Source organism: Paenalcaligenes hominis (assembly GCF_011927625.1).
Taxonomy (GTDB): Bacteria; Pseudomonadota; Gammaproteobacteria; order Burkholderiales; family Burkholderiaceae_B; genus Paenalcaligenes; species Paenalcaligenes hominis.
On record NZ_JAATIZ010000004.1, the window covers coordinates 183,190 to 203,254 of the forward strand.

The 20,065-nt window shown below is 44.5% G+C and carries 15 protein-coding genes; 8 read left to right on the plus strand and 7 right to left on the minus strand.

What is annotated here, in order from left to right; translation table 11 throughout:
* Positions 1-56: 56 nt before the first annotated feature.
* The 7 genes from GGR41_RS10815 (at position 57) to GGR41_RS10845 (ending at position 9,094) form a co-directional block, all read left to right on the plus strand.
* Positions 57-632 (plus strand): hypothetical protein, encoded by a 576-nt coding sequence (locus GGR41_RS10815; protein WP_167661848.1) that lies wholly within the window; start codon positions 57-59, stop codon positions 630-632.
* Positions 633-1,242: 610 nt separating this feature from the next.
* The gene (locus tag GGR41_RS10820; protein WP_167661849.1) at positions 1,243-2,406 is read left to right on the plus strand and encodes a FliC/FljB family flagellin; all 1,164 of its coding nucleotides are present in this window, start codon (positions 1,243-1,245) and stop codon (positions 2,404-2,406) included.
* A 40-nt stretch (positions 2,407-2,446) separates the two neighbouring features.
* A complete protein-coding gene (locus GGR41_RS10825) occupies positions 2,447-3,451 on the plus strand; it encodes a class I SAM-dependent methyltransferase (RefSeq protein ID WP_167661850.1) in 1,005 nt (334 codons plus the stop codon).
* Between the two features lie 26 nt (positions 3,452-3,477).
* On the plus strand, positions 3,478-4,662 hold the full coding sequence (locus tag GGR41_RS10830; RefSeq protein WP_167661851.1) for a tetratricopeptide repeat protein: 1,185 nt from the start codon (positions 3,478-3,480) through the stop codon (positions 4,660-4,662).
* 6 nt (positions 4,663-4,668) lie between these two features.
* Complete coding sequence (locus tag GGR41_RS10835; protein WP_209279804.1) at positions 4,669-7,707, plus strand: PEP/pyruvate-binding domain-containing protein; 3,039 nt, start codon at positions 4,669-4,671, stop codon at positions 7,705-7,707.
* On the plus strand, positions 7,707-8,330 hold the full coding sequence (locus GGR41_RS10840; protein WP_167661852.1) for a gamma-glutamyl-gamma-aminobutyrate hydrolase family protein: 624 nt from the start codon (positions 7,707-7,709) through the stop codon (positions 8,328-8,330). Before GGR41_RS10835 ends, GGR41_RS10840 begins: the two co-directional genes overlap by 1 nt.
* The gene (locus GGR41_RS10845) at positions 8,327-9,094 is read left to right on the plus strand and encodes a phosphocholine cytidylyltransferase family protein (RefSeq protein ID WP_167661853.1); all 768 of its coding nucleotides are present in this window, start codon (positions 8,327-8,329) and stop codon (positions 9,092-9,094) included. The genes GGR41_RS10840 and GGR41_RS10845 overlap by 4 nt, the downstream gene beginning before the upstream one ends.
* Before the next feature lie 271 nt (positions 9,095-9,365).
* Here the strand turns inward: GGR41_RS10845 and GGR41_RS13140 are convergent, their stop codons facing one another.
* The 6 genes from GGR41_RS13140 to GGR41_RS10875 form a co-directional block, all read right to left on the minus strand.
* The gene (locus GGR41_RS13140; RefSeq protein ID WP_229711200.1) at positions 9,366-9,506 is read right to left on the minus strand and encodes a pirin family protein; all 141 of its coding nucleotides are present in this window, start codon (positions 9,504-9,506) and stop codon (positions 9,366-9,368) included.
* Positions 9,507-9,843: 337 nt separating this feature from the next.
* The gene (locus GGR41_RS10855) at positions 9,844-12,066 is read right to left on the minus strand and encodes an amidohydrolase family protein (RefSeq protein ID WP_167661854.1); all 2,223 of its coding nucleotides are present in this window, start codon (positions 12,064-12,066) and stop codon (positions 9,844-9,846) included.
* A gap of 12 nt (positions 12,067-12,078) precedes the next feature.
* The gene (gene gvpD / locus GGR41_RS10860) at positions 12,079-15,120 is read right to left on the minus strand and encodes a gas vesicle protein GvpD P-loop domain-containing protein (protein WP_167661855.1); all 3,042 of its coding nucleotides are present in this window, start codon (positions 15,118-15,120) and stop codon (positions 12,079-12,081) included.
* A 132-nt stretch (positions 15,121-15,252) separates the two neighbouring features.
* Complete coding sequence (locus tag GGR41_RS10865; protein ID WP_167661856.1) at positions 15,253-15,438, minus strand: hypothetical protein; 186 nt, start codon at positions 15,436-15,438, stop codon at positions 15,253-15,255.
* A 600-nt stretch (positions 15,439-16,038) separates the two neighbouring features.
* Positions 16,039-16,743, minus strand: coding sequence for a pirin family protein (locus GGR41_RS10870; protein ID WP_167661857.1), 705 nt, complete (start codon positions 16,741-16,743; stop codon positions 16,039-16,041).
* A gap of 225 nt (positions 16,744-16,968) precedes the next feature.
* Positions 16,969-17,943, minus strand: coding sequence for a chemotaxis protein (locus GGR41_RS10875; protein ID WP_167661858.1), 975 nt, complete (start codon positions 17,941-17,943; stop codon positions 16,969-16,971).
* Between the two features lie 361 nt (positions 17,944-18,304).
* Between GGR41_RS10875 and GGR41_RS10880 the strand changes: the two genes are divergently transcribed.
* Positions 18,305-19,141 (plus strand): flagellin N-terminal helical domain-containing protein, encoded by an 837-nt coding sequence (locus tag GGR41_RS10880; protein WP_167661859.1) that lies wholly within the window; start codon positions 18,305-18,307, stop codon positions 19,139-19,141.
* A 2-nt stretch (positions 19,142-19,143) separates the two neighbouring features.
* Here GGR41_RS10880 and GGR41_RS10885 read toward each other — a convergent pair whose 3' ends face one another.
* The gene (locus GGR41_RS10885) at positions 19,144-19,899 is read right to left on the minus strand and encodes an RNA polymerase sigma factor FliA (protein WP_167661860.1); all 756 of its coding nucleotides are present in this window, start codon (positions 19,897-19,899) and stop codon (positions 19,144-19,146) included.
* Positions 19,900-20,065 lie beyond the last annotated feature (166 nt).

Sequence of the window (20,065 nt, forward strand, 5' to 3'; positions counted from 1 at the left end):
ATTTTCATAGTATTATTTGACTGTACTTTCATAGAACAGCTAATTAAGGATTACAAATGACGAATACACAATTATTAAAAGATGAGCAGGGCACTCCTATTTTTGCGGTTATTCCTTATGGCGAATACCTGAAACTCCTAAAGGATGCCAATCAATATAATCAATCGATTTTTGTTTCAGACGTTACTGAAATACCCCTTCCTTATAGTAAAGGCTCATCTTTAAATGTAATCCGCTTAGTGGATTTTTTTCACCGAATGCATGAGAAAGGCGTTGATAGTCTACCAATTGATGCAAGAAACGAAGTACTTAGTAAGTTAATGGAACGCTATGAAACTCCTGAAAGCCAACAGTACCCAGGCTTAGATGTTTTAATTCGTCTATACTTTTTACCCGCCGACTCTCCATACCGCAATACGAGGCAAGCTGTTAAGGAAGTTACTAGCTCTTTAGAGAACACAGGTATCTTCTCCATTACTCAAGAAAAATTCCCTAGCTTTTACAGGACCATTAATGCTCTTAAGTACTCTCCTAATGAAGGTATTGCATACTTAAAAAAACATGGCGCTAGAGATCAAGACGGTAATTCGCTAGTAAAAAACCAAATCCCTATAAATCCTTTTGAGCTTTAATCTAAACCCCCTAAGAAAAACCTCTTATTAAAGGCAGTTTAAATATCGACTGGCAGGTTATGGATGGCAACCCTTGGCTTGTCACCGTTCCTTTAAACGCAAAAAGCCCCGCATGTGCGGGGCTAATTAATCTGGACGCAATTGTCCTTAGTGATATATTGCGGTTTCCACCAATACTCAGCCAACTGACCGTTACAAGTTGACACTCAAAATCTCTAACCCAAATACCAGTCGCTGTATAAACCCACCGCCTCGCCTTCTCACTTCTAACCTTCGCCTCCAACCCCCTAAAAAGATTGGGCTGATATTTGGGACGCCCTAGCGCAAGGTGCCTCTATGCAATACATCACACACGAATTTGGCCCCTTATCCTCGCGTCGTGAACAACTTTTACGTGTGACAGAACGAGAGCACTGACTCCTCTTAACGCTCTCTCTAAACTTTCTTATCCAATTGCCGTAACCCTACCCAGAGATCAACAGAACACCTGTTTTTCCTAACAGCCAGTTAATTTTGTAACAGGTTCAACGACAGCCTAAAGTTTTTTTAACTCCTGTCGTTACTAGAAACAACTCAACAAATTACCCACGACATTCTCTAAGGAGTCAACATGTCTGTTATTAACACTAACGTATTAGCGTTAACCTCACAAAACAACCTCACAAAATCCCAAGGTGCTTTGGGTACCGCTATCGAGCGTCTATCCTCTGGCTTGCGTATTAACAGCGCTAAAGACGATGCAGCGGGTCAAGCCATTGCGAACCGTTTTACTGCCAATATCAAAGGTCTAACTCAAGCTGGTCGTAACGCGAACGATGGTATCTCTATTGCACAAACGACTGAAGGTGCATTAAACGAAATCAACAACAACTTGCAGCGTGTCCGCGAACTAACTGTTCAAGCAGCTAATGGCTCCAACTCCAAAGATGACTTACAGTCCATCCAAAATGAAATTCAGCAGCGCATGGAAGAAATCGACCGTGTAGCCGAGCAAACTAACTTTAACGGCGTGCAGGTCCTAGGTGGCCGCGACGCTACTGAGTTAGCTATGTCTCCCATGGTCATCCAAGTGGGTGCCAATGACGGACAAACCATTAGCATTAACTTACAGGCAATCAACACAAAAACACTAGAGATTGACGCTTTTTCAGTTCGCACCGCAGATGTCGAGTTTGCTGCTACAGCAAATGTTAGCTCCACAACATTAGGAGTAGCAGGTACCGGCGCATTGACTTTCACAGGCGTACCTAGCGCGAACACAAGCAATACAAAAGTATACGGAGACGTCAACGGCACTATGTATGCTGTAGTCGGTTCCGGTACTACAGCAGCTGTATATAAAGTTGAAAGCTTAACACCATCTGGCGGCACAACAAATACAAGTATAGCAGTGGCCTTAGGCGATGCCGTCAAAGATGCTAACATAACACTAAATGGAGCTGGCTCTGCAGTTGAAAGCTTCACTGTGCCTGGCACATACCCGCATGCTGCAGAAGGTGAGGACGGACTTCTCAAAACCCTAGATAACGCCTTACAAAAGGTTGATGACTTGCGCAGTCACCTTGGTGCGATCCAAAACCGCTTCGAATCCACAATCACCAACCTGCAAAACACCGTCACAAACCTCTCCGCTGCTCGTAGCCGTATTGAAGACGCCGACTACGCTGTCGAGGTCTCCAATATGACGCGCGCCCAAATCTTGCAACAAGCCGGTACTTCTGTGTTAGCTCAAGCTAACCAAGTGCCACAAGGTGTACTATCCTTATTACGTTAATACGTAGGGGCTAATACAGCCAAACCATCTTTTTTATAAAATGATGGCAAATGCCCACCATACGGTGGGCATTTTTGCTATTGCGGATACTCTTATGACACAGCAACTCGTCACACCTGGCAGTAAAGAAAATCAGGCTCAATATCATTGGTCTATTACTGGCCGCATTATGACTTTGGATAATGGCTCCAGATTAATACAAGAAAAAAACTTCAAAGAGCTCATGTCTTTAGAGACTTTTTCTGTAGTCAGCTTTGATCCACTAAACAAAACTGCTCAACTTGATGATCTCAGTGACATAGACGAATTGCAAATTGTGCCAAATATCACTTTGGGCAACGGCCAGCCCATCACGCGCTATGACTGTTTAAATGAGGTTTGTAGCGCCACACTACCTCCTTTACCATCCACTTTGGATCAAACCTACGCCATCCAAAATAATAAAGACTCAGGCCCTAACCGAATAGTCGTACAGCCGACTATTCCAAGTATTGCATTGGATGATATCAACGATTTAAAACAACTTGACTGGTTAGTGCTTGATGCCTTAAACGACAATGCCGCTATATTAAAGAATGGCAACAAAACGCTACGAAACACATTGTTGATTGACGTACATATCCCATTCCAAGCTACACATGAAGGTCAAGCTGACTTTACTGTGATCAACTATTTTTTAAATGATCTGGGTTTTAGATTTTTCCGCTTCCAAAACCTATCGTACAGTACCGACCTACCCCGACATACTTATTTAGAAAAAACCAAATACTCCGACACCTTAAGCGCTACCGCGCTATTTATACCCACCGAAGAACGCTTAAAAAACCTACCTATCAACCAACTTTCCAAGCTAGGTTTCTTGTTGCATACAGTGTATCGCTGCAAAGACACAGCTTACAAAATGCTTTCTTTAATAGACGAGGCATTAGCACACGACTACCTTGTCGCTGAAGGTTTTTTATGGCCGGTTAATGAAGAGGAAACTGAGTTCACTCTTACCGAAAGCTATAGTCCTGATATTTGGGCATCAAAACCTGTTATTTAATTCAACATTTAAGCAAAAAATTGATAATGAGTCGTCTACCCACTAAAACTAATGCCGCCGCCCAGCACATTCAATCTCTAATCACCCAAGCAGAACAACTATTTGAAGCTAATAACATTGACGAAGCCCTAGCCCTACTAGCTGAAGCAGAATCCAAACACTCAGACCAGCCGAACTTTCCCTACTTAGTGGGAAAATTTACAGCCCGCAAGAAGTCAGTGAAGGATGGGATTGAAAAACTAGAGGCTACCTTAGAGCAATTCCCAACGCATTTAAACACGATACTTGAACTGGGCGATATCTATTTAAAACCAGGCAATGTTAAAAAAGCCGCTCAGTACTTTCATTTAGCGCTAGAAACTGCACCATTAAACCCGAGCGTCCAAGCGGCCTTAGGCGCTCTAAACCAAAGAAAAGCCGATCTTCCCAGAGCGGTAGACTATTACAGAAAGGCCATTGAGCTACAGCTAAAAAATCCCATTACCGAAAAACCACACATATCGAAAGAGGACTTTAAAATCCACGAAGCGGAAGCATTACTTTGGGAAACATTAGGCCTACTTACAGAAAACGGCATTCATGTGTTTATGGCATTTGGTAGTCTCTTAGGCATTGTACGCAACGGAGAACTACTTTTACATGACAAAGACGTGGATGTAGGACTCCCCTATTCAGAAATGCAACGTGCTGTGCGTATTCTAGAAAAAAATGGCTGGAAGGAAGCCAATAACTCTTTCGGCTATATTAGCCCCCGAGCATTAGTGCATCAAGAAAGCGGGTTTAGCCTAGACCTCTTTGGCTTTATGATTGATGAAGAAACTAAACACGCTACCTGTCTAGGTATAGTCATTGCAGATACACCCAAAGACTGGAATATTTTGTGGGACTTTGATCACATAGAGTTAGAAAAAGGAAAGACACCCGACGGCAAACACCACGTCTGGCATTTAAAAAACCCAGAGCATTGGCTTGAAACTATTTATGGTGACTGGCGCACCCCAGATAAGCACTTTGACACCCTACTTGCAGCAAAAAATTTGCGGTCTTTTTCGCTGCTTACCAAGTGTTTTGCATACAGTCGAATTTTTGGGCATTGGACTGCAAACAATATCCCTAAAGCCCTTGCCGCCACGCGTGTCGTCCTATCTTACGAACCTAATGACACATTAATTAAAAAAGTTTTATCACGCCTAGAAAGCCGTCGCAAATAATAACCTATGGCCATTAAAGAACAATTTATTATTCTCGCTGCCGGTAAGCCTCATCAAGGAGAGCAACCTTCTCTTTTAACTCAGGTAAAAGGCCAAAGCCTTTTCGAATGGCTAATCACTACCGCCGCACCCACCATTCAGCCTCAAATCGTTATAGGCTACGCTGCCGATTATTTTGCGCAACTGGCCTCACGCACCACTCTTTGCTTCAACCCAAAATGGCAGTGCTCAGGTAGTGGCTACTCATTGCTTAGTGCCAACCTTTCCGGTGAGGCCGTATTAGTCAGCTATGCTGATATTCTTTATCGCCCTAATTTAGTCAAGCAATTCCAGCAGTCCAACACTGATATTACTTTGGCTTACGATAGTCACTGGAAACAACGATTCGCGGATCGAAAAAAAGAAGATTTAATTAACGCAGAAAAAGTAATTGTTAGCAATCAACAGCTGCTGCGCACAGGACAACAGCTGCCTTTAGACTGGGCCAGTGGCGAGTTTATTGGACTAGTGCGCTTTCAAGGCACAGCGCTCACGACATTACAAGCTCTACAAGACAACCCACCTTGTTTTTTAGAGTCACTATCTCTTTCTGAACTTGTAGAATGGCTACGCACTCAGGGCTGCAGCACCACTGCTATTGACGTACAAGGAGATTGGGCTGAACTCAATGAGCCTAAAGACCTAGCACATTTTATACTAGGCACCAAAGCCGAAACTTTAGCGCGCTTAAGGCACATGGTGAAATACTCTCTGGTGCTAGACTTAATCGCGTTTACTGTGGCCGACTGGAGAAGCAAACCTGAGGCCTTACTCGCACTTATACACCAACAATTTGCAAAACAACCTTTAGTGGTGCGTTCCAGCGCCAAAAGTGAAGACGCTTTTACCCATTCCAATGCAGGCGCTTATACCAGCGTATTAAGTGTGTGTTCAGAAAAAGAATTAAAACAAGCCATTGCCACAGTGATTTGCTCTTATACTGACTGCCAAGACGATGATCAGGTGCTTATACAACCTATGTTAAAAGCTGTACAGCTCAGTGGAGTGGCTTTTACTCGCACCCTAGATCAAGGTGCTCCTTTTTATGTTATTAACTATGAGGAAACAGGTTGTACTACAGGCATAACATCTGGTAGCTCGATATTACATAAATCCTTAATATTTCGCAAAGATGCTACATTGGAAGATATTCCTGATCCTGCTCTAAGCCCCTTAATACTTGCCATTCAAGAGGTTGAACAACTCCTCAATTACGACAGTTTAGATATCGAGTTTGCTCTCGACCATGCTGGTCAAGTTTATCTTTTACAGGTACGCCCTATTACCGTAACAGAAAATACAACTCCAGAAGCTATTAATTCAAAAATCCTGGATTACCAAACGCGAGCACAACAATATTGGTTGGATCTACAGCCTCCGGCCTCACAACTTAAAGGGAACAAAGCCCTTTTTGGCGTGATGCCTGACTGGAACCCAGCTGAAATTATTGGTACGAATCCTAGCCAGCTAGCTATCAGCTTATATCAGCATTTAATTTTAAATGATGTCTGGGCACAACAGCGTGCTGAATATGGGTACAAAGATGTCCGCCCCCAACCATTATTACGCATTTTTGCCGGTAAGCCTTATATTGATATTCGAGCGAGCTTTAATTCGTTTATCCCCAACAATCTACCCCAAAACTTAACAGAGCAGCTTGTTAACTTTTACTTAGACTGGTTAAGTGCCCACCCTCACCTGCACGACAAGATTGAGTTTGACGTCCTACCCACTTGCATTGGACCTAAGTTTTCTAAATGGGAGCATCGTCTAGCCACTAAAGCCAACATCAGCTCAGAAAATATAAAGCTGCTCAAACGCAGCTTGCTCAAAATTACTCAACAAGCTCTAAGACGCAATAGTGCAGACCTTGCGCATCTCCAGCTACTAGAGCAAAAACGCCTACTCACATTAAACTCATCGCTACCTACTGCTGAAAAAATATGTATTTTATTGGAGGACTGCAAACGCTATGGTACGCTGCCTTTTGCACACCTAGCTCGTAGCGGCTTTGTAGCTGTCACCCTACTAAAAGAAGGGGTAGAAGCACAATGGTTGAGCACAGAGGCTAGAGATGGGTTTATGGAAACCCTACAAACTGTTTCCTATGAACTTAGCTTAGATGCTTGGCTAGTTGCGAAAAACGAAAAGAGTTGGTCAGACTTCGTAGAAAAGTACGGGCATTTACGGCCCGGTACCTATGACATTACCTCACCTGCTTATAACGAACAGCCTGAGCTCTTTTTAAGACCATTAATAGATCGAGCCTCAAAGCCAAAACCTGTCTCTGAAAAATCAAAGCAATGGCAACAAGAAAAAAGCTTTTTCTTCCAACAGTTACGCACACTAGGCTTAGAAGCTCCTGACGAACAGTTTGAGCTATTTTTACGCGAAGCCATTGAAGGCAGGGAAAAATCAAAATTTATTTTTACACGCAACTTGTCTACAGCCCTCAGCTTGTTGGGCCAAGAAGGTAAACGTTATAATTTAAGTCTTGATGACTTAGCAAATCTACCTCTTACTGAGATTATCGAAGCTTTTCGCTCTCAACGTCCTATAAAGTTCATTACAAACAAGCTTAAAGAGGCAAGCCAGCAGTTCAAAGAAGAGCGTCAAATTAGTCTAGCCTGTCAATTGCCCCCTTTGCTCTGCAAAGAAACCGACTTTAATGCCTTTATCTTAACGGCAGAAAAACCAAACTACATTGGCTCCAAACGGATAATTGCCGTTGCAGCTCATATAAAAAGTAATGAGAAAAAAATAAATATAGATGGGTGTATAGTCCTCATCCCCCAAGCGGATCCTGGATATGACTGGCTTTTTGGCCAAAAAATTGCCGGACTAATTACCATGTATGGTGGAGCAAACTCACACATGGCAATTCGTTCTGCTGAGTTTGGCTTACCTGCCGCAATAGGCGTGGGAGAACAACTCTACAAGTCTTTTGCCCGCGCTACAACTCTTGAGCTAGATCCGGCAGGGGAAACTATTCGAGTTCTAAACTAATGAAGAAAATTCTTATTAGTCAGCGCAGAGACCCTGTTAGGAATCGCAATGAAATACGCGATAGCCTAGATACTAGAATTGCTCTCATTTTCTATAATTTGGGTTTTATCCCTATTCCCGTTTGCAGCGCTCTTTACAACAGGCCCGAATACATAGAAAGACTACAACCTGACGCGATTGTACTCACTGGTGGTAATGACTTGGAAGAACAGCCTGAACGCGATCTCCTAGAACAAGAACTACTCAATTATGCTACTCAACAATACCTTCCCGTACTGGGCATTTGTCGCGGTATGCAAATGATGAATCACTATCTGGGAGGATCTGTTGTTAGCATAACTGGGCATATCGCCACTCGTAAAATATTAATAGGTTCATGGTCTCAAAAGTATGGTTACCACGATGTAAATAGCTATCATAGCTTTGCTGCGACTAATGATACTCTAGCTTCTGAACTCGAAGTCTTAGCCACATCCACAGATGGTGTCATTAAAGCGGTACAACACAAAACATTACCTTGGTTAGGAATTATGTGGCATCCCGAAAGAGAGGCTCGATTAAGCTCTTCTGATCACCTACTGCTACACACTCATTTAACCTCCACCTTACAAAAAAAACCATGAACGTTATTATCTTAGCTGCTGGGCAAGGTACCCGTTTACGCCCTTACACTAATGATCGCCCTAAATGTATGGTGTCCTTAAAAGGCAAACCATTACTGCATCATCAACTTGCAACTCTAAAGCACTGCCATATTGATCCAGAGCATATTGCTTTAGCTACAGGCTATTTACACGAGGCCATTATTGCACCGAATATCAGACAATTCTTTAACAAGTGCTACGCATCCACCAATATGGTTGCCACCCTCTTTAGCGCTAAAGACTTTATTCAAGCAGGCGAAGATTTAATTATTAGTTATGGAGACATTATTTACACTCCCGATGTATTCAAAAAGCTTCTTTCCACACAAGGTGACATAGTAATTGCAGCTGACCTAAACTGGTACAGTCTATGGTCACAACGCATGCCCAACCCTTTAGATGATGCAGAAACATTTAAAATGATTGATGAAAACCGAGTGATAGAACTGGGCAAAAAACCGCAACAACGCTCAGATGCTCAGGCTCAATACATAGGTCTTATTAAAGTAACAGGCCATAAAATCCAAGATTTTCTTCAACACTATGCCCAACTTGATAAAAATGCCAAATACGATGGAAAAGACTTTAAGAATATGTACATGACTAGCCTCATACAAAGTTTAATTGATGCGAACTGGAATGTTCGTGCAGCATTAATTTATGGGGGTTGGCTAGAGGTCGATAGTGTAGAAGACCTATTACTTTATGAAAAAAAAGAGCCGGCAGCCATAACGGTTTTATAGTTTTTTATAGATTCTTAAATTTTTTTTCAACAATCAAAATCCGCTACCTTTTCTAAAGCATTAGCAAAATTTACCTAAGATCTCAGAAATTAAAACTTCTCTGTTAACCGTATCGGATAGTCGGGGTTTAGTCTCACCTATGTTTCGCTCCTAGATTCCTAGCACCTTTACCACTCGAGCGGTCGCCTTTAGGAAAGGGTTTAGTAGCTCACTCGGGTGAGTTATCTTTTTCATTGGGAGATATCCATATCTAAAAAATCCCCGTCATCATCTATTCAAGGTTGTACTCGGAGTGCACAATACCGCTGCCAGTGCTCATGACTTGCACATCGCCGGCTTCGGTGCAGCCTTTTTTGTCTAGGCTATCGGTGTGAATGATGGTGCCTTTACGGACGTAGGTGATGATTTCCATGTCAGCGTGCGAGTGTGATGACAAGTCAGACTGAGGTTAGGGAGTATCGTCGTTTCAAACACGCAGAGCACCTCAATGACTGCCTTGTGGATCATGATATTGCACAAAAAGAAGTGGTGTTTGGCGTCTAACCAACCGTGGTTTCCCCTAGAGCACTATATGGACGAAGCTCCATCACACTATTTCCCTGATATATATTCTTTTTTAGTGCGGACAACAAAAGAGGAATGTTGAGCTGCTGCTCGGAAGACAATGACTAGCCCCCCTCGCATAGAGTATTCAGCAACTCGGCATTCTACACCTCAACTCTCGAGTTATCCTTTCTCTTACTCAACAGTCAATCGAAACTCGCTCTAAATCCATACTGCCTCCCTCCTTTCAACAGGGTTTCAATCATTGCAAGCGCTTTTCCATTTGGCAACGTTGAATTTTGTTTAGCGCTTAGGTAAATATGCGCATACTCATTGAAAATATTAGTCGCAAAAATACCCGGATCATCACTGCCCACTACAATAGCAGGAGTAGGAGGAGCTGTATCAGCGAGCCACCTATGCACATGGTGCTCTGAATAGTTTTTATAATAACTGATACGCACATTACTCGTCGGCAAAATCTCTAGAGCAATGCGCTTGTCGTGCAGCTCTTTCAGTATATGATTTTGTAGCTCAATATACCACTGCACCGACAGCAAGTTAGACTCAACCTCCATCTGCTCTCTTGCGCGCTTATACACCTCAGGGCTATGCCACGCACGCAACACTCCCCTAACATGCTCCGACAACCCTTCGTATCCCGCCATATCTAAAGGGTCTCTCCATCGATTCGCCCAAGCTGTTTTTAATGTCTGCAACCGGATTTGGTCATACGGAAAAATTAAGCCTGCTACCTCATGTATTTTAGCTTCAAGTTTATAGGCTTCACTCGCCGCCATGGGATCTTTTTGTTGCAACAAAAGGTGGTGTGCAAACACAAGATTATCCAAAAGATCCCCTCTACCTATTTGATGTCTAGAGGCTGCACGCTCTAACCAAAGTTGGGGATGGATTCCGATAGCTGTCGCATGACCTATTCGATCTCCGGCTCTGAGATCCAAAAAGTGCATAGCCTCATATACTTGTCGCATACCACACAACAAGTGCTTAAAATCCTCACCCGCATGGTACGTAAAACAACTCAGCCCCTTCAAACGTAAGTCTCTGTAGAGCGGTGCAAACACCTCAGGACCTGCATGCAACTCGTTCCCTGCTGCATCAATACTTATCACATTAAGCCGTTGACCTTCGGGCGTATTTCGATACAGCTGCAATTGAGTACTCTGCATCGCCAATCGTTTACGCAATGCATAGTGACGGCACGGGTGCAATGCATTCGGTTTATCTGGCAACTTAATGAAATGTGCCGTTAAAGACAAAGGAGCAGCCTTATTACTTAACCTATACCCATCATATATTGCCCTCAAAAGATCACGTAATTTTTTTGCTTCATTTTTAGGGGCAAATCGCGCTTCTAGCAAACGAATAGGATGATTATACATACTGTGCATTTGCAAAAAACGCTGCTGAAACCTCTCCTCCACCGCCTCCCGCAATTCATTTTGTGTAATCTTTTCAAACTGCTGAAAACCTTTATCCAGTAGCTGCTGGTTGAGCAACCTATGAACCATCGCTTGTATCAATAAATAAAGGTGTAAAGTCCGTGCCGACTCCTCACATTGAGTCGCTCCTAGATGTTTATAATGCACGTACAAAAGCATGGCCTCATATACCAAGGGGTTTCTTGTTTCTAGGCCTGGCCGTCTCAACTCCGGCCTTTTGTAGGTCGCGGGCCACTCTCTTAAAATAGCGACAAGTTCACCTTTAGTCGTAGGGTGTGGTGTTTCCTCCACTTGACGTAAAAGCAACGCCCGTAACCCTGTTGCCATCTGAAGCAGATGATGCATATCACTAAACGTCAACTCTTCATTTAGCTGTGCTATTTGCTGCCGCGCATTTTTATTTTTATCTGCTTTTTTAAGATTAGCCAATAACGCTTTAGGGCTCTTTATTGCATCAATCCACACATAGTCACTTTCTGTTGTTCCCATAATATGCAAATGATGTTCACTGACCCCCTGTTGAAATACTTGCTCTAACTCAGGAATATATGGACCGGGCAAACAACTAAACTGACTTAATACACTCGTAAAAAAACTTAATGTTTTTTGCTCTCCCCCATCCTGTGTCGCCGCAAAAAAAGCAATAACAGGCAGAGGCATGATATATGTTAAGACTTCCTGCCACCCTAAAAAACTCTCTGGCTTCACGTATAACCTTTCACCACGTACGTGCAAAGGCTGAGCCAAATAATGCATAGCACGTAAAAACAGCTCCACATAGCTTGCACCCTCTTGCAATCCAGCCTCTTGCATACGAGAGGTAATGGCAAAATCTGGCAAATAAGTCAGCTGCTGTCGCAGTGCCAATTGAGTCTGCATATAGACCTCCTCAGCACTTGGCAGCTCCTGCTTTAAGTACCGATTTAACAACGTAGAACTACTAAGCAACAATGCAGCAGAAATCATAACTAGAGCACCTTAATCCATTTTGCTTTTTTTAGTAGACTCATCACCAGAGCTCTGTTCTATTATTTCCTTCAGCATTTCAATCGTTTCACTATCCGTAGCGGAGCCAGCAAAATGATCAAGAATGAAACGCTTATAGTCCTCAGCCGACACCTTGCTTTTGCTCAGTTCACTTCTCCCTCTGATGATTCCTTTTATTTCCGGATCGCTTAACACCTCTTTTCTTAAGTCTGCATGCGTCCAAAAAGTAGGTAAACTTCTAAGCTGGTCATTGGCTAGTGGTATCATATTCAACAAATCAGAAAGACGGGTCTCACTCTGCGCTTTAACATAACTCCAACTCACCTCCACCTCATCAGAGCTGTCTGTTTTAAGAAGACTTTGGCTTAAAAAAGGAATTAAAATTGGACTCGAACGCAACACCTGATGTAAAGGCAACGAAACCTCTAACTCCTTAATTTTTTTAAAGTTGGCTATGTAAACCTTATCCTCATGAGTGGGGTTATTGAGGGTGATTTGTTTTTCCGGATCTTCCTGAATCTCGTTGAGGGAAACTAAGTATCGATACTCCTCAACCAAAGCCGCATTTAGAAACACAACTATTTGACGATGCAACATCACACCTAAATAGCGTAAATGAGTGGGGATCTTTTCCTCATAACGCTCAATAGTATGATAAAAACGCTGCCAAATACGAGACCAAACAAAAGCTGGGTAATTAAACGTACGCTTAACTCCCTCCGTCGCACTCTCCTTATGCTCCCATAACCATTTGGTAACCTCGGCAACGTAATCCTGTCCCTCTACTTCTTCTTGATCACTCCCCACATCCTCACTCTCTAGGTCGTCCTCCTCATCATCATCTGAAGCCACATTATTTTTCGCCGTTTCAGTAGGTTTTTGCTCCAAAAGGGTAAAGCTAACAGGCACAGGAAAAGTACGAATCTGCCCAACGCGATGTAATAGCTGAGCAACTAGCCGTCTCAACCTATCCTCTGTTATTTCATTTTGCGCAAACGGTAATCGTAAAAGCATGCTCACACATGCCATTAGATTGAACACAGAAGCTCTATAGTAATGGTTACCATTTTGAGAAACCTCACTGACCACCACCCCTATCAATTGAGCTAACCCACCCAGATTTTCATTTTTTAAAATATCTTGAAGATCCACAGGGCTAATCGCATAATGACGCCTATTTTCAGCGATCTCATGTCGCTCGTAATAGTGAGCCAAATATCTCATGCCTCTTGCTAGAGCTTCATGCTTACTTTTTTCAGAAAAAATCGATTTATCTTTCTCTAAACGAACATAAGCCCTCACCAACTCGGGTAATCTAGTGCGGTATAAATTGGTTAACGCAGCTTTACTACGATTTTTGCGAGTTCTACCTTCCGAGATCAGTTGAATTGTGCCTAAACTTAGTACCCTTGCACTGGCATTGCTTAAACCGTGTACAACGACTGATGCCCAGTGTCGTGTTACGCTTAACAACTCATCACCAGTACTTGAACCAAGCACATGCATGATCAGCTCGTCTTTTGGCCTCCCCTCGCCTTTGTCTCCAGCATAGTACAATGCCTGCCGCGCCATGCCTCCTCGTAACATATAATCTAAGCCTGCAGCGGGCTGCAATGAAAACAACTCATACAACAAACGACTTAAAGCTGCTGCCCCCGCATTTTTTCTTGTATTGATGTGGCAAGGCAAGAGCTCTAGGTCATCAATTAGCAGCTCACTTTTGTACATCAGCAACAAGACCTCTTGGATCAGCATTGCTCTGCCTTTGATATGTTGAAAAATACTGCTTTCCCCACTATGACTGTAAGCCCACTCAGCAAAAACACTGGGGCCGGCCTCTAAAGGAATCACTCCCTCTTTACTCAGGCACTGCAGCAACTGTATTACCAAACGCAACGGTTTTTGAAAAAAATAACTATGAAATAGCCTACCTTCTTCAGAATTTCTAGCAACACCAAAACTTTGCTGCAACATATCCCCTATTAAATCATTCAGCAGCAACTCCTCTTTACCCTGTCTTCTTACTAGTGCATCCTCTAACTCAGCAAGGGTAATAAGATCTAGACGCCGCTCAGCTGGTAATACCTTCAACATATACTGTTCTGTTAGCTCATAGACCATCTGCTCATGCTGCTTTCTACTCTGTTCTGTGTTTTCAAACTTAACAGCCAGATCACCTATTTGACTCCACTGGTTTTTCCGAATTAACGTTTCATACAAACGCAAATCGCCACAAACAATAGTAATTAGCTTTGGGCTGGTTAAGTATTTCCGTAACGCCTCCAAGGCCGGCCAGCCACTCTCAAAAAAAGTATCAATGTCATCCAGCACAAGTAAAAAAGCATTCGCCTGTAGTACCTGCAAAGACTTATCAATAAACGTATGCAAGCGTTGATTAAGGCTTAAACCTGCATCTATATCAGCAAGCCCTTCACCTAGAATCGTCACAGCATCCTCCCACACGACATCGGAGTTTATTTTTTTATCCACATCGCGTAACTCCCGTAGGCCCCGTGCCAAACTCTCTAGACACGACCGCCACTCTGCTAAAGGATCCACATTTTTAGAAAAAATGCTAAGAGGTTCTGAATGCGGATAACGACTATGGTGAGTACGATTGATGACTTCTTTTTTTATTTTTGATATTACCGCCAACAGCACATGCTCTCTACTATCAACCAAAGTCGGGTCCAATACCCCCAAACTTATATATTTTTTATCCTGCTTTTCTTGTAATTTTTGCAGTGCAGTCAATGCAAACGTTGTTTTACCTGACCCCCTAGAACCGTTTATTAACACACTATAGTGCCCACGCTCTTCATAAAAACGAACGCTCTCGCACGGAGGCTGATATGACTCTCTTCCTCTGTTTAGTGTATTCGTCGCACTCAACCCTTGATCAATTAATTCTTCTAATGCGTTATAGACCTTAGTCTGAATAAAAGCATCTTCATCAGACGCAAATGAACGTGCATTCGCACTATTAGCAAGATCGATAACAGTTTTCTTTTCCTTTGATTGCAACGGTTCCATCTCCTCCCCCACTCAATTCCAATTAACATAAAAATTACATTTGCATCTCTTATACTACAAAAAAACATTTATTTACATCTAAGCATAAGAACAGCATATTATTTATCTCCACGAGCCCCCTTAACTCACACCTTAACAGCTCAACATCCCTGCAAACTTTTTCCCACCCACAAAAAAAGCCAGAGACACTTTACCGTAATTAGTTTTGCCTTCGGCTTTAGCTTGTTCATTAAAAGCTTCTAGAGCTCGCCCCATCATGGTTTGAGCCACGCCAAAGTCGTCGGCAACCAACATGATGGTATCAGCAGAGATAGCCACGTGGTGTTGGACTGTTTTAATTTGGTCTTTGTATTTGGCTTTGACGGGCGAGATTTTTTTGTAGGATTTCCTCCGCCTTGAGAGCTTGCGCCAATTTGGTACCCATGCTCTCGTCGTTCAAGTGAGTGATGCTTATAACAAGGCTTTCTCCTGTTCCGCTGACTTAAGCAAAGACCATCTGGCCCCACTCCAGGCGTACGATATCTTCAAATCCAATCTGCTATAAAAGCCTACACACTCCGTGCATAGTCGGTCACGATTATGTCGAAAAATGACTTAGAAAGAGGTTATTTTAAGCTATCAACCCACCGGAACTTTTCGAAGAGGACAAATACGTCTCCAAGACCGCTACCAGTACGACGACACCATCATTTATGGTTTGTGTGCCTGACTGAGCAAAAACTCGGCTTCTTTTATGCAAATTGAGAGATTTAAAGGTTTTGCTTCGGCGTCGGCATACCACGTGACCAGAGGATGGCAATCTGTTGACCGACGACTCACTGACCCAGAAATGAGTAACCCGCCGGTTTGAGGATACGCTTTCGCGCATAGCCTTGGTGGGTCTTATATAAATTAGCTATAAACACGCACTGTCTGCTTTTACATTTCGGCTTCTACCAACACCAACTCACACTCCTCCAACGCTTCAATATGCAGTGCTTTTTCTTGGTGAATCGCCACCCCATCCCCCTGCTCTACCGTTTGTCCATTCACCACATACCGGCCTTTAGCGGCAACTAAATACCCATAGTGATTCGGGTTTAGAAATTCATAGGTGGTGTGTTGTCCGGCGCTTAACGTAGCGCCTAAGACGCGGGCTTGGGTGCGTAGGGTGAGTGCGTCTTCATCTTGAGCAAAACCGCTAGCCAGAGCTACAAACTGCCCGCTTCGATCGGTTTTAGGAAAAGGTTTGGTACCCCATGCGGGTGGGTTGCCTTTTTCGTCTGGAAATATCCATATCTGAAAAAGTCGAGTCACGGTGTCTTCAAGGTTGTACTCGGAATGCACAATGCCGCTGCCGGCGCTCATGACTTGTACATCGCCCGCCTCGGTACGGCCTTTGTTACCTAAGCTGTCGGTATGGGTAATCGCGCCTTCGCGTACATAGGTAATGATTTCCATGTCGGCGTGCGAGTGCGGTGGAAAACCCGACTGAGGTTGGATGGTGTCGTCGTTCCAAACGCGCAATGCCCCCCAATGATCACGCTGTGGGTCGCGGTATTGCGCAAAAGAAAAGTGGTGTTTGGCATCTAGCCAGCCATGGTTTGCGCCCCCTAAGGAGCTAAATGGTCGAAGCTCTATCATCGTATTCCCCCGATATGTAGTTGTTTTAGTGTAGGGAATAATTGCTGTGACGCAAAGGCGTAAAGGTGGAACTGTGTATTGCTGCTAAAGACACAATCCCCATCAAAGGTAACTTTTCATCGGGAACGGAGGCATTCCTGAGTGAGCGATTCAGCGCGCAGCGAACGAAGTGCAGCGAGCACTGCCTAGCGAACTCATGAATACCGTAGTTCCCAGAAAAACCACCTAAGGCGCTTTTTGCAAAGCCTCCGCCAACGCCTTAGCCAACTCATCGGTAGCAAATTTCACCACATAGCCATCTGCCCCAGCGCGGCGCACGAGCTCTGCGTTGGTGGAACCCGACAAGGAAGAATGGATGACCACGGGCAGCCGGTTAAAGCGGGGGTCGTTTTTGATGTTGCGTGTTAGGGTAAAGCCGTCCATTTCGGGCATTTCCAAGTCGGACAGCATTAGGCACACTTTGTCGTAGAGGGTTTTGCCCTCGGTTTTAGCTTGTTGGTCTAGTGCGATGAGGCGGTTCCAGGCTTCTTGGCCGGATTTCATCATCTCGAATGGCAAGCCCAAGGTGGTGAGGGTTTGGGCCATAAGCGCGCGGGCTACGCCCGAGTCATCGGCGGCCAATACAATGGTGCCCGGTTTGATGGTGACCTGAGTTTGGTTTTGTACTACTTTAAGCTGATCTTTGTGTTTGGCTTTGACGGGGGAAATTTTTTGTAGGATTTCCTCTACGTCTAGGACTTGCACCAGTTTAGAGCCCATGCGCTCGTCGTTAAGGTGGGCGATGCTAGTGACTAGGCTTTCACCGACCTCGCTGGCCTCGGCAGAGATAACTTGGCTCCACTCTAAACGCACGATGTCCTCGACCGAATCCACTATAAAGGCTTGGACGCTGCGGGCGTACTCGGTCACGATCATAAGCGTGGGCTCTTTGGCGGGCTTGCAGCCCACAATGGCGGGCAGGTCAAATACGGGGATGACTTGATCACGCAAGCGCACTACCCCTTTAGAATACGCCGGCGCCCCCGCAATGGCTGTGATTTCGGGGATGATGACAATTTCACGGACTTTAAATACGTTGATGCCAAAGAGCTCGGCTTGTGCGGTTTGGTCGTTAGCCCCCAAATGAAATAGCAACAGCTCAAACATGTTTGAGCCGGTTAAGTTGGTGCGTTCATCAATTTCTTTTTGTGGAGTTGCCATAGTCAGCCTTAGCCTTTACCTCTAGATATTTGATTTAAGATTGTAACAAGTATTTAACGATGTAGTCTGATATTAATCACAAAACGGAGACATCTGTGCGCTTTGATTGCGCTTTTTATGAGTCATTCTTTTTCATCCCCCTTGGTTTTAGATCGCCTTCAAGCACTGATCTTGTAGGCGCTAGATTTCATGGCTCGCTTTGAGCAATACGGCTTGTAGGATTCGGATGACTACGCCTAGCGTTGGCGTATTTTAGAAACGACTCAGTCCAGTCAGTGCGTACAACAGACGGCGAAGTCGCAGCTAGTTCAGTCCATAGGCCCTAGCATAAAGTATTAGGTTTTATTGCCGTTAAGATGCAATGCTATCCATTCACTACAACCACCACGCGCTGTTAGCACAGCACCACTTTGCGCAGTCCCAATCGGCCTTGGGTCAAGCCATAGAGCGCTTGTCATCGGGCAAACGCATCAACAGCGCTAAAGACGACCCAGCGGGCTTTGCCATAGCAAACCGCATGGGTGCGACGATTCGTGGGTTGAACCAAGCCAGCCGTAATGCCAATGACGGCATTTCAGTGGCGCAAACGGCTGAGGGCGCGCTAAATGAAATCAATTACAATGTGCAGCGTATTCGCGAGCTAACAGTACAAGCTTTAAATGGTTCGTATAACGACACCGATCGTCTTTTTATTCAAGACGAAATACAGCAACGCCTAGAGGAAATTCAACGTATTGCGGATCAAACCGAATTCAATGGCATCCATCTATTGGGTGCCGGCGCCCAACCCATGACCATTCAAGTGGGCGCTAACGATGGTCAAACCATAGCTATTGAACTGCTTGCTATGGATGTGCAGGCGCTGGGACTGGATGGTTTTACCCTAAGCCCACCTAACGGACAGCCCCCTACTGCTAGCCCCTTAGCCATTTTAAGCGAAGCCTTGAATCGCATTGATGGTTTACGCAGTCATTTAGGGGCAATTCAAAACCGCTTTGAGTCTGTGATCCGCGTCAATCAAACCACCTCGTTAAATTTGGCCGCAGCGCGTTCCCGTATTGAGGACACGGACTATGCCTTAGAGGTCTCCAACATGGTGCGCGCCCAGATTCAACAACAGATCACAGCATCTATTATGGCTCAAGCCAACCAAGCGCCGCAGCTGATTTTAAAACTGCTGCGTGACAGCGGTTTATAAGCTTAAAGCAGTTGGTGATCGGGCATATCGCTGGGGCGCTGCTGCCAACTGGCGGCTTTTAAGTGACTGCGAATGCGAGCAATGGCTTGGGATCGCAGCTGCGACACCCGCCCTTCGGTAATGTCCATAACTGCTGCAATTTCTTTTTGGTTTAAGTCCTCTTGGAACTGCAAGGCAAAGAGCAGTTTTTCCCGTTCGGGCAGCAAGTCGAGCGCCTCGATAATCACGTGACGCAATTCTTTGGACATCAATAATTGCAGGGGGTTGTCGTGGGTTTCGGTTTCAGCCTGTAAAAAGTCTAGGGCATCGCCATCGCGGTCTTCGCTGCGATGGGTTAAGTCTTCATAAGACAGGATTTGCACCCCAGCTGCGTCCTCGAGCAGTGCGTAGTAGTCGTCTAATGACAAGCCTAGCTCGTTCGCAATGTCGTGATCGGTGGGCTCGGCCAAAAGGCGCTGACGTAACTGTGCTACCGCGGTTTCAATTTGCCGGGACTTTGAGCGCACACTGCGCGGCAGCCAGTCTTGGCTGCGTAGCTCGTCAAGCATAGACCCTCGAATGCGTGTAATGGCATAGGTTTCAAATTGGGCATCGGCCATTTGTTGGTAACGCCGTACCGCATCCAGTAGCCCCATCATGCCAGCCTGGATTAAATCGTCTAGCTCTACGCTAGCGGGCAGCCGTGCCAGCATTTGCAAGGCTTGGCGGCGCACGAGTGGCGCATACTGAGCAATTAAAGTTTCTTCAGACTTGAACATAGAAAAACGCAAAATAAGGTCCCTGTCACCATTATGCCTGAAGCCCATGGGCTTAATAATGCAAAACAGCACCCCATTTTGCGCTTAGCTTGGGCGTTGGCTAGCCAAGCTAAATTCTTTTTAGACGCTGCCGTTAATTAGATAAATAGTGTCTTGGGCACAATGG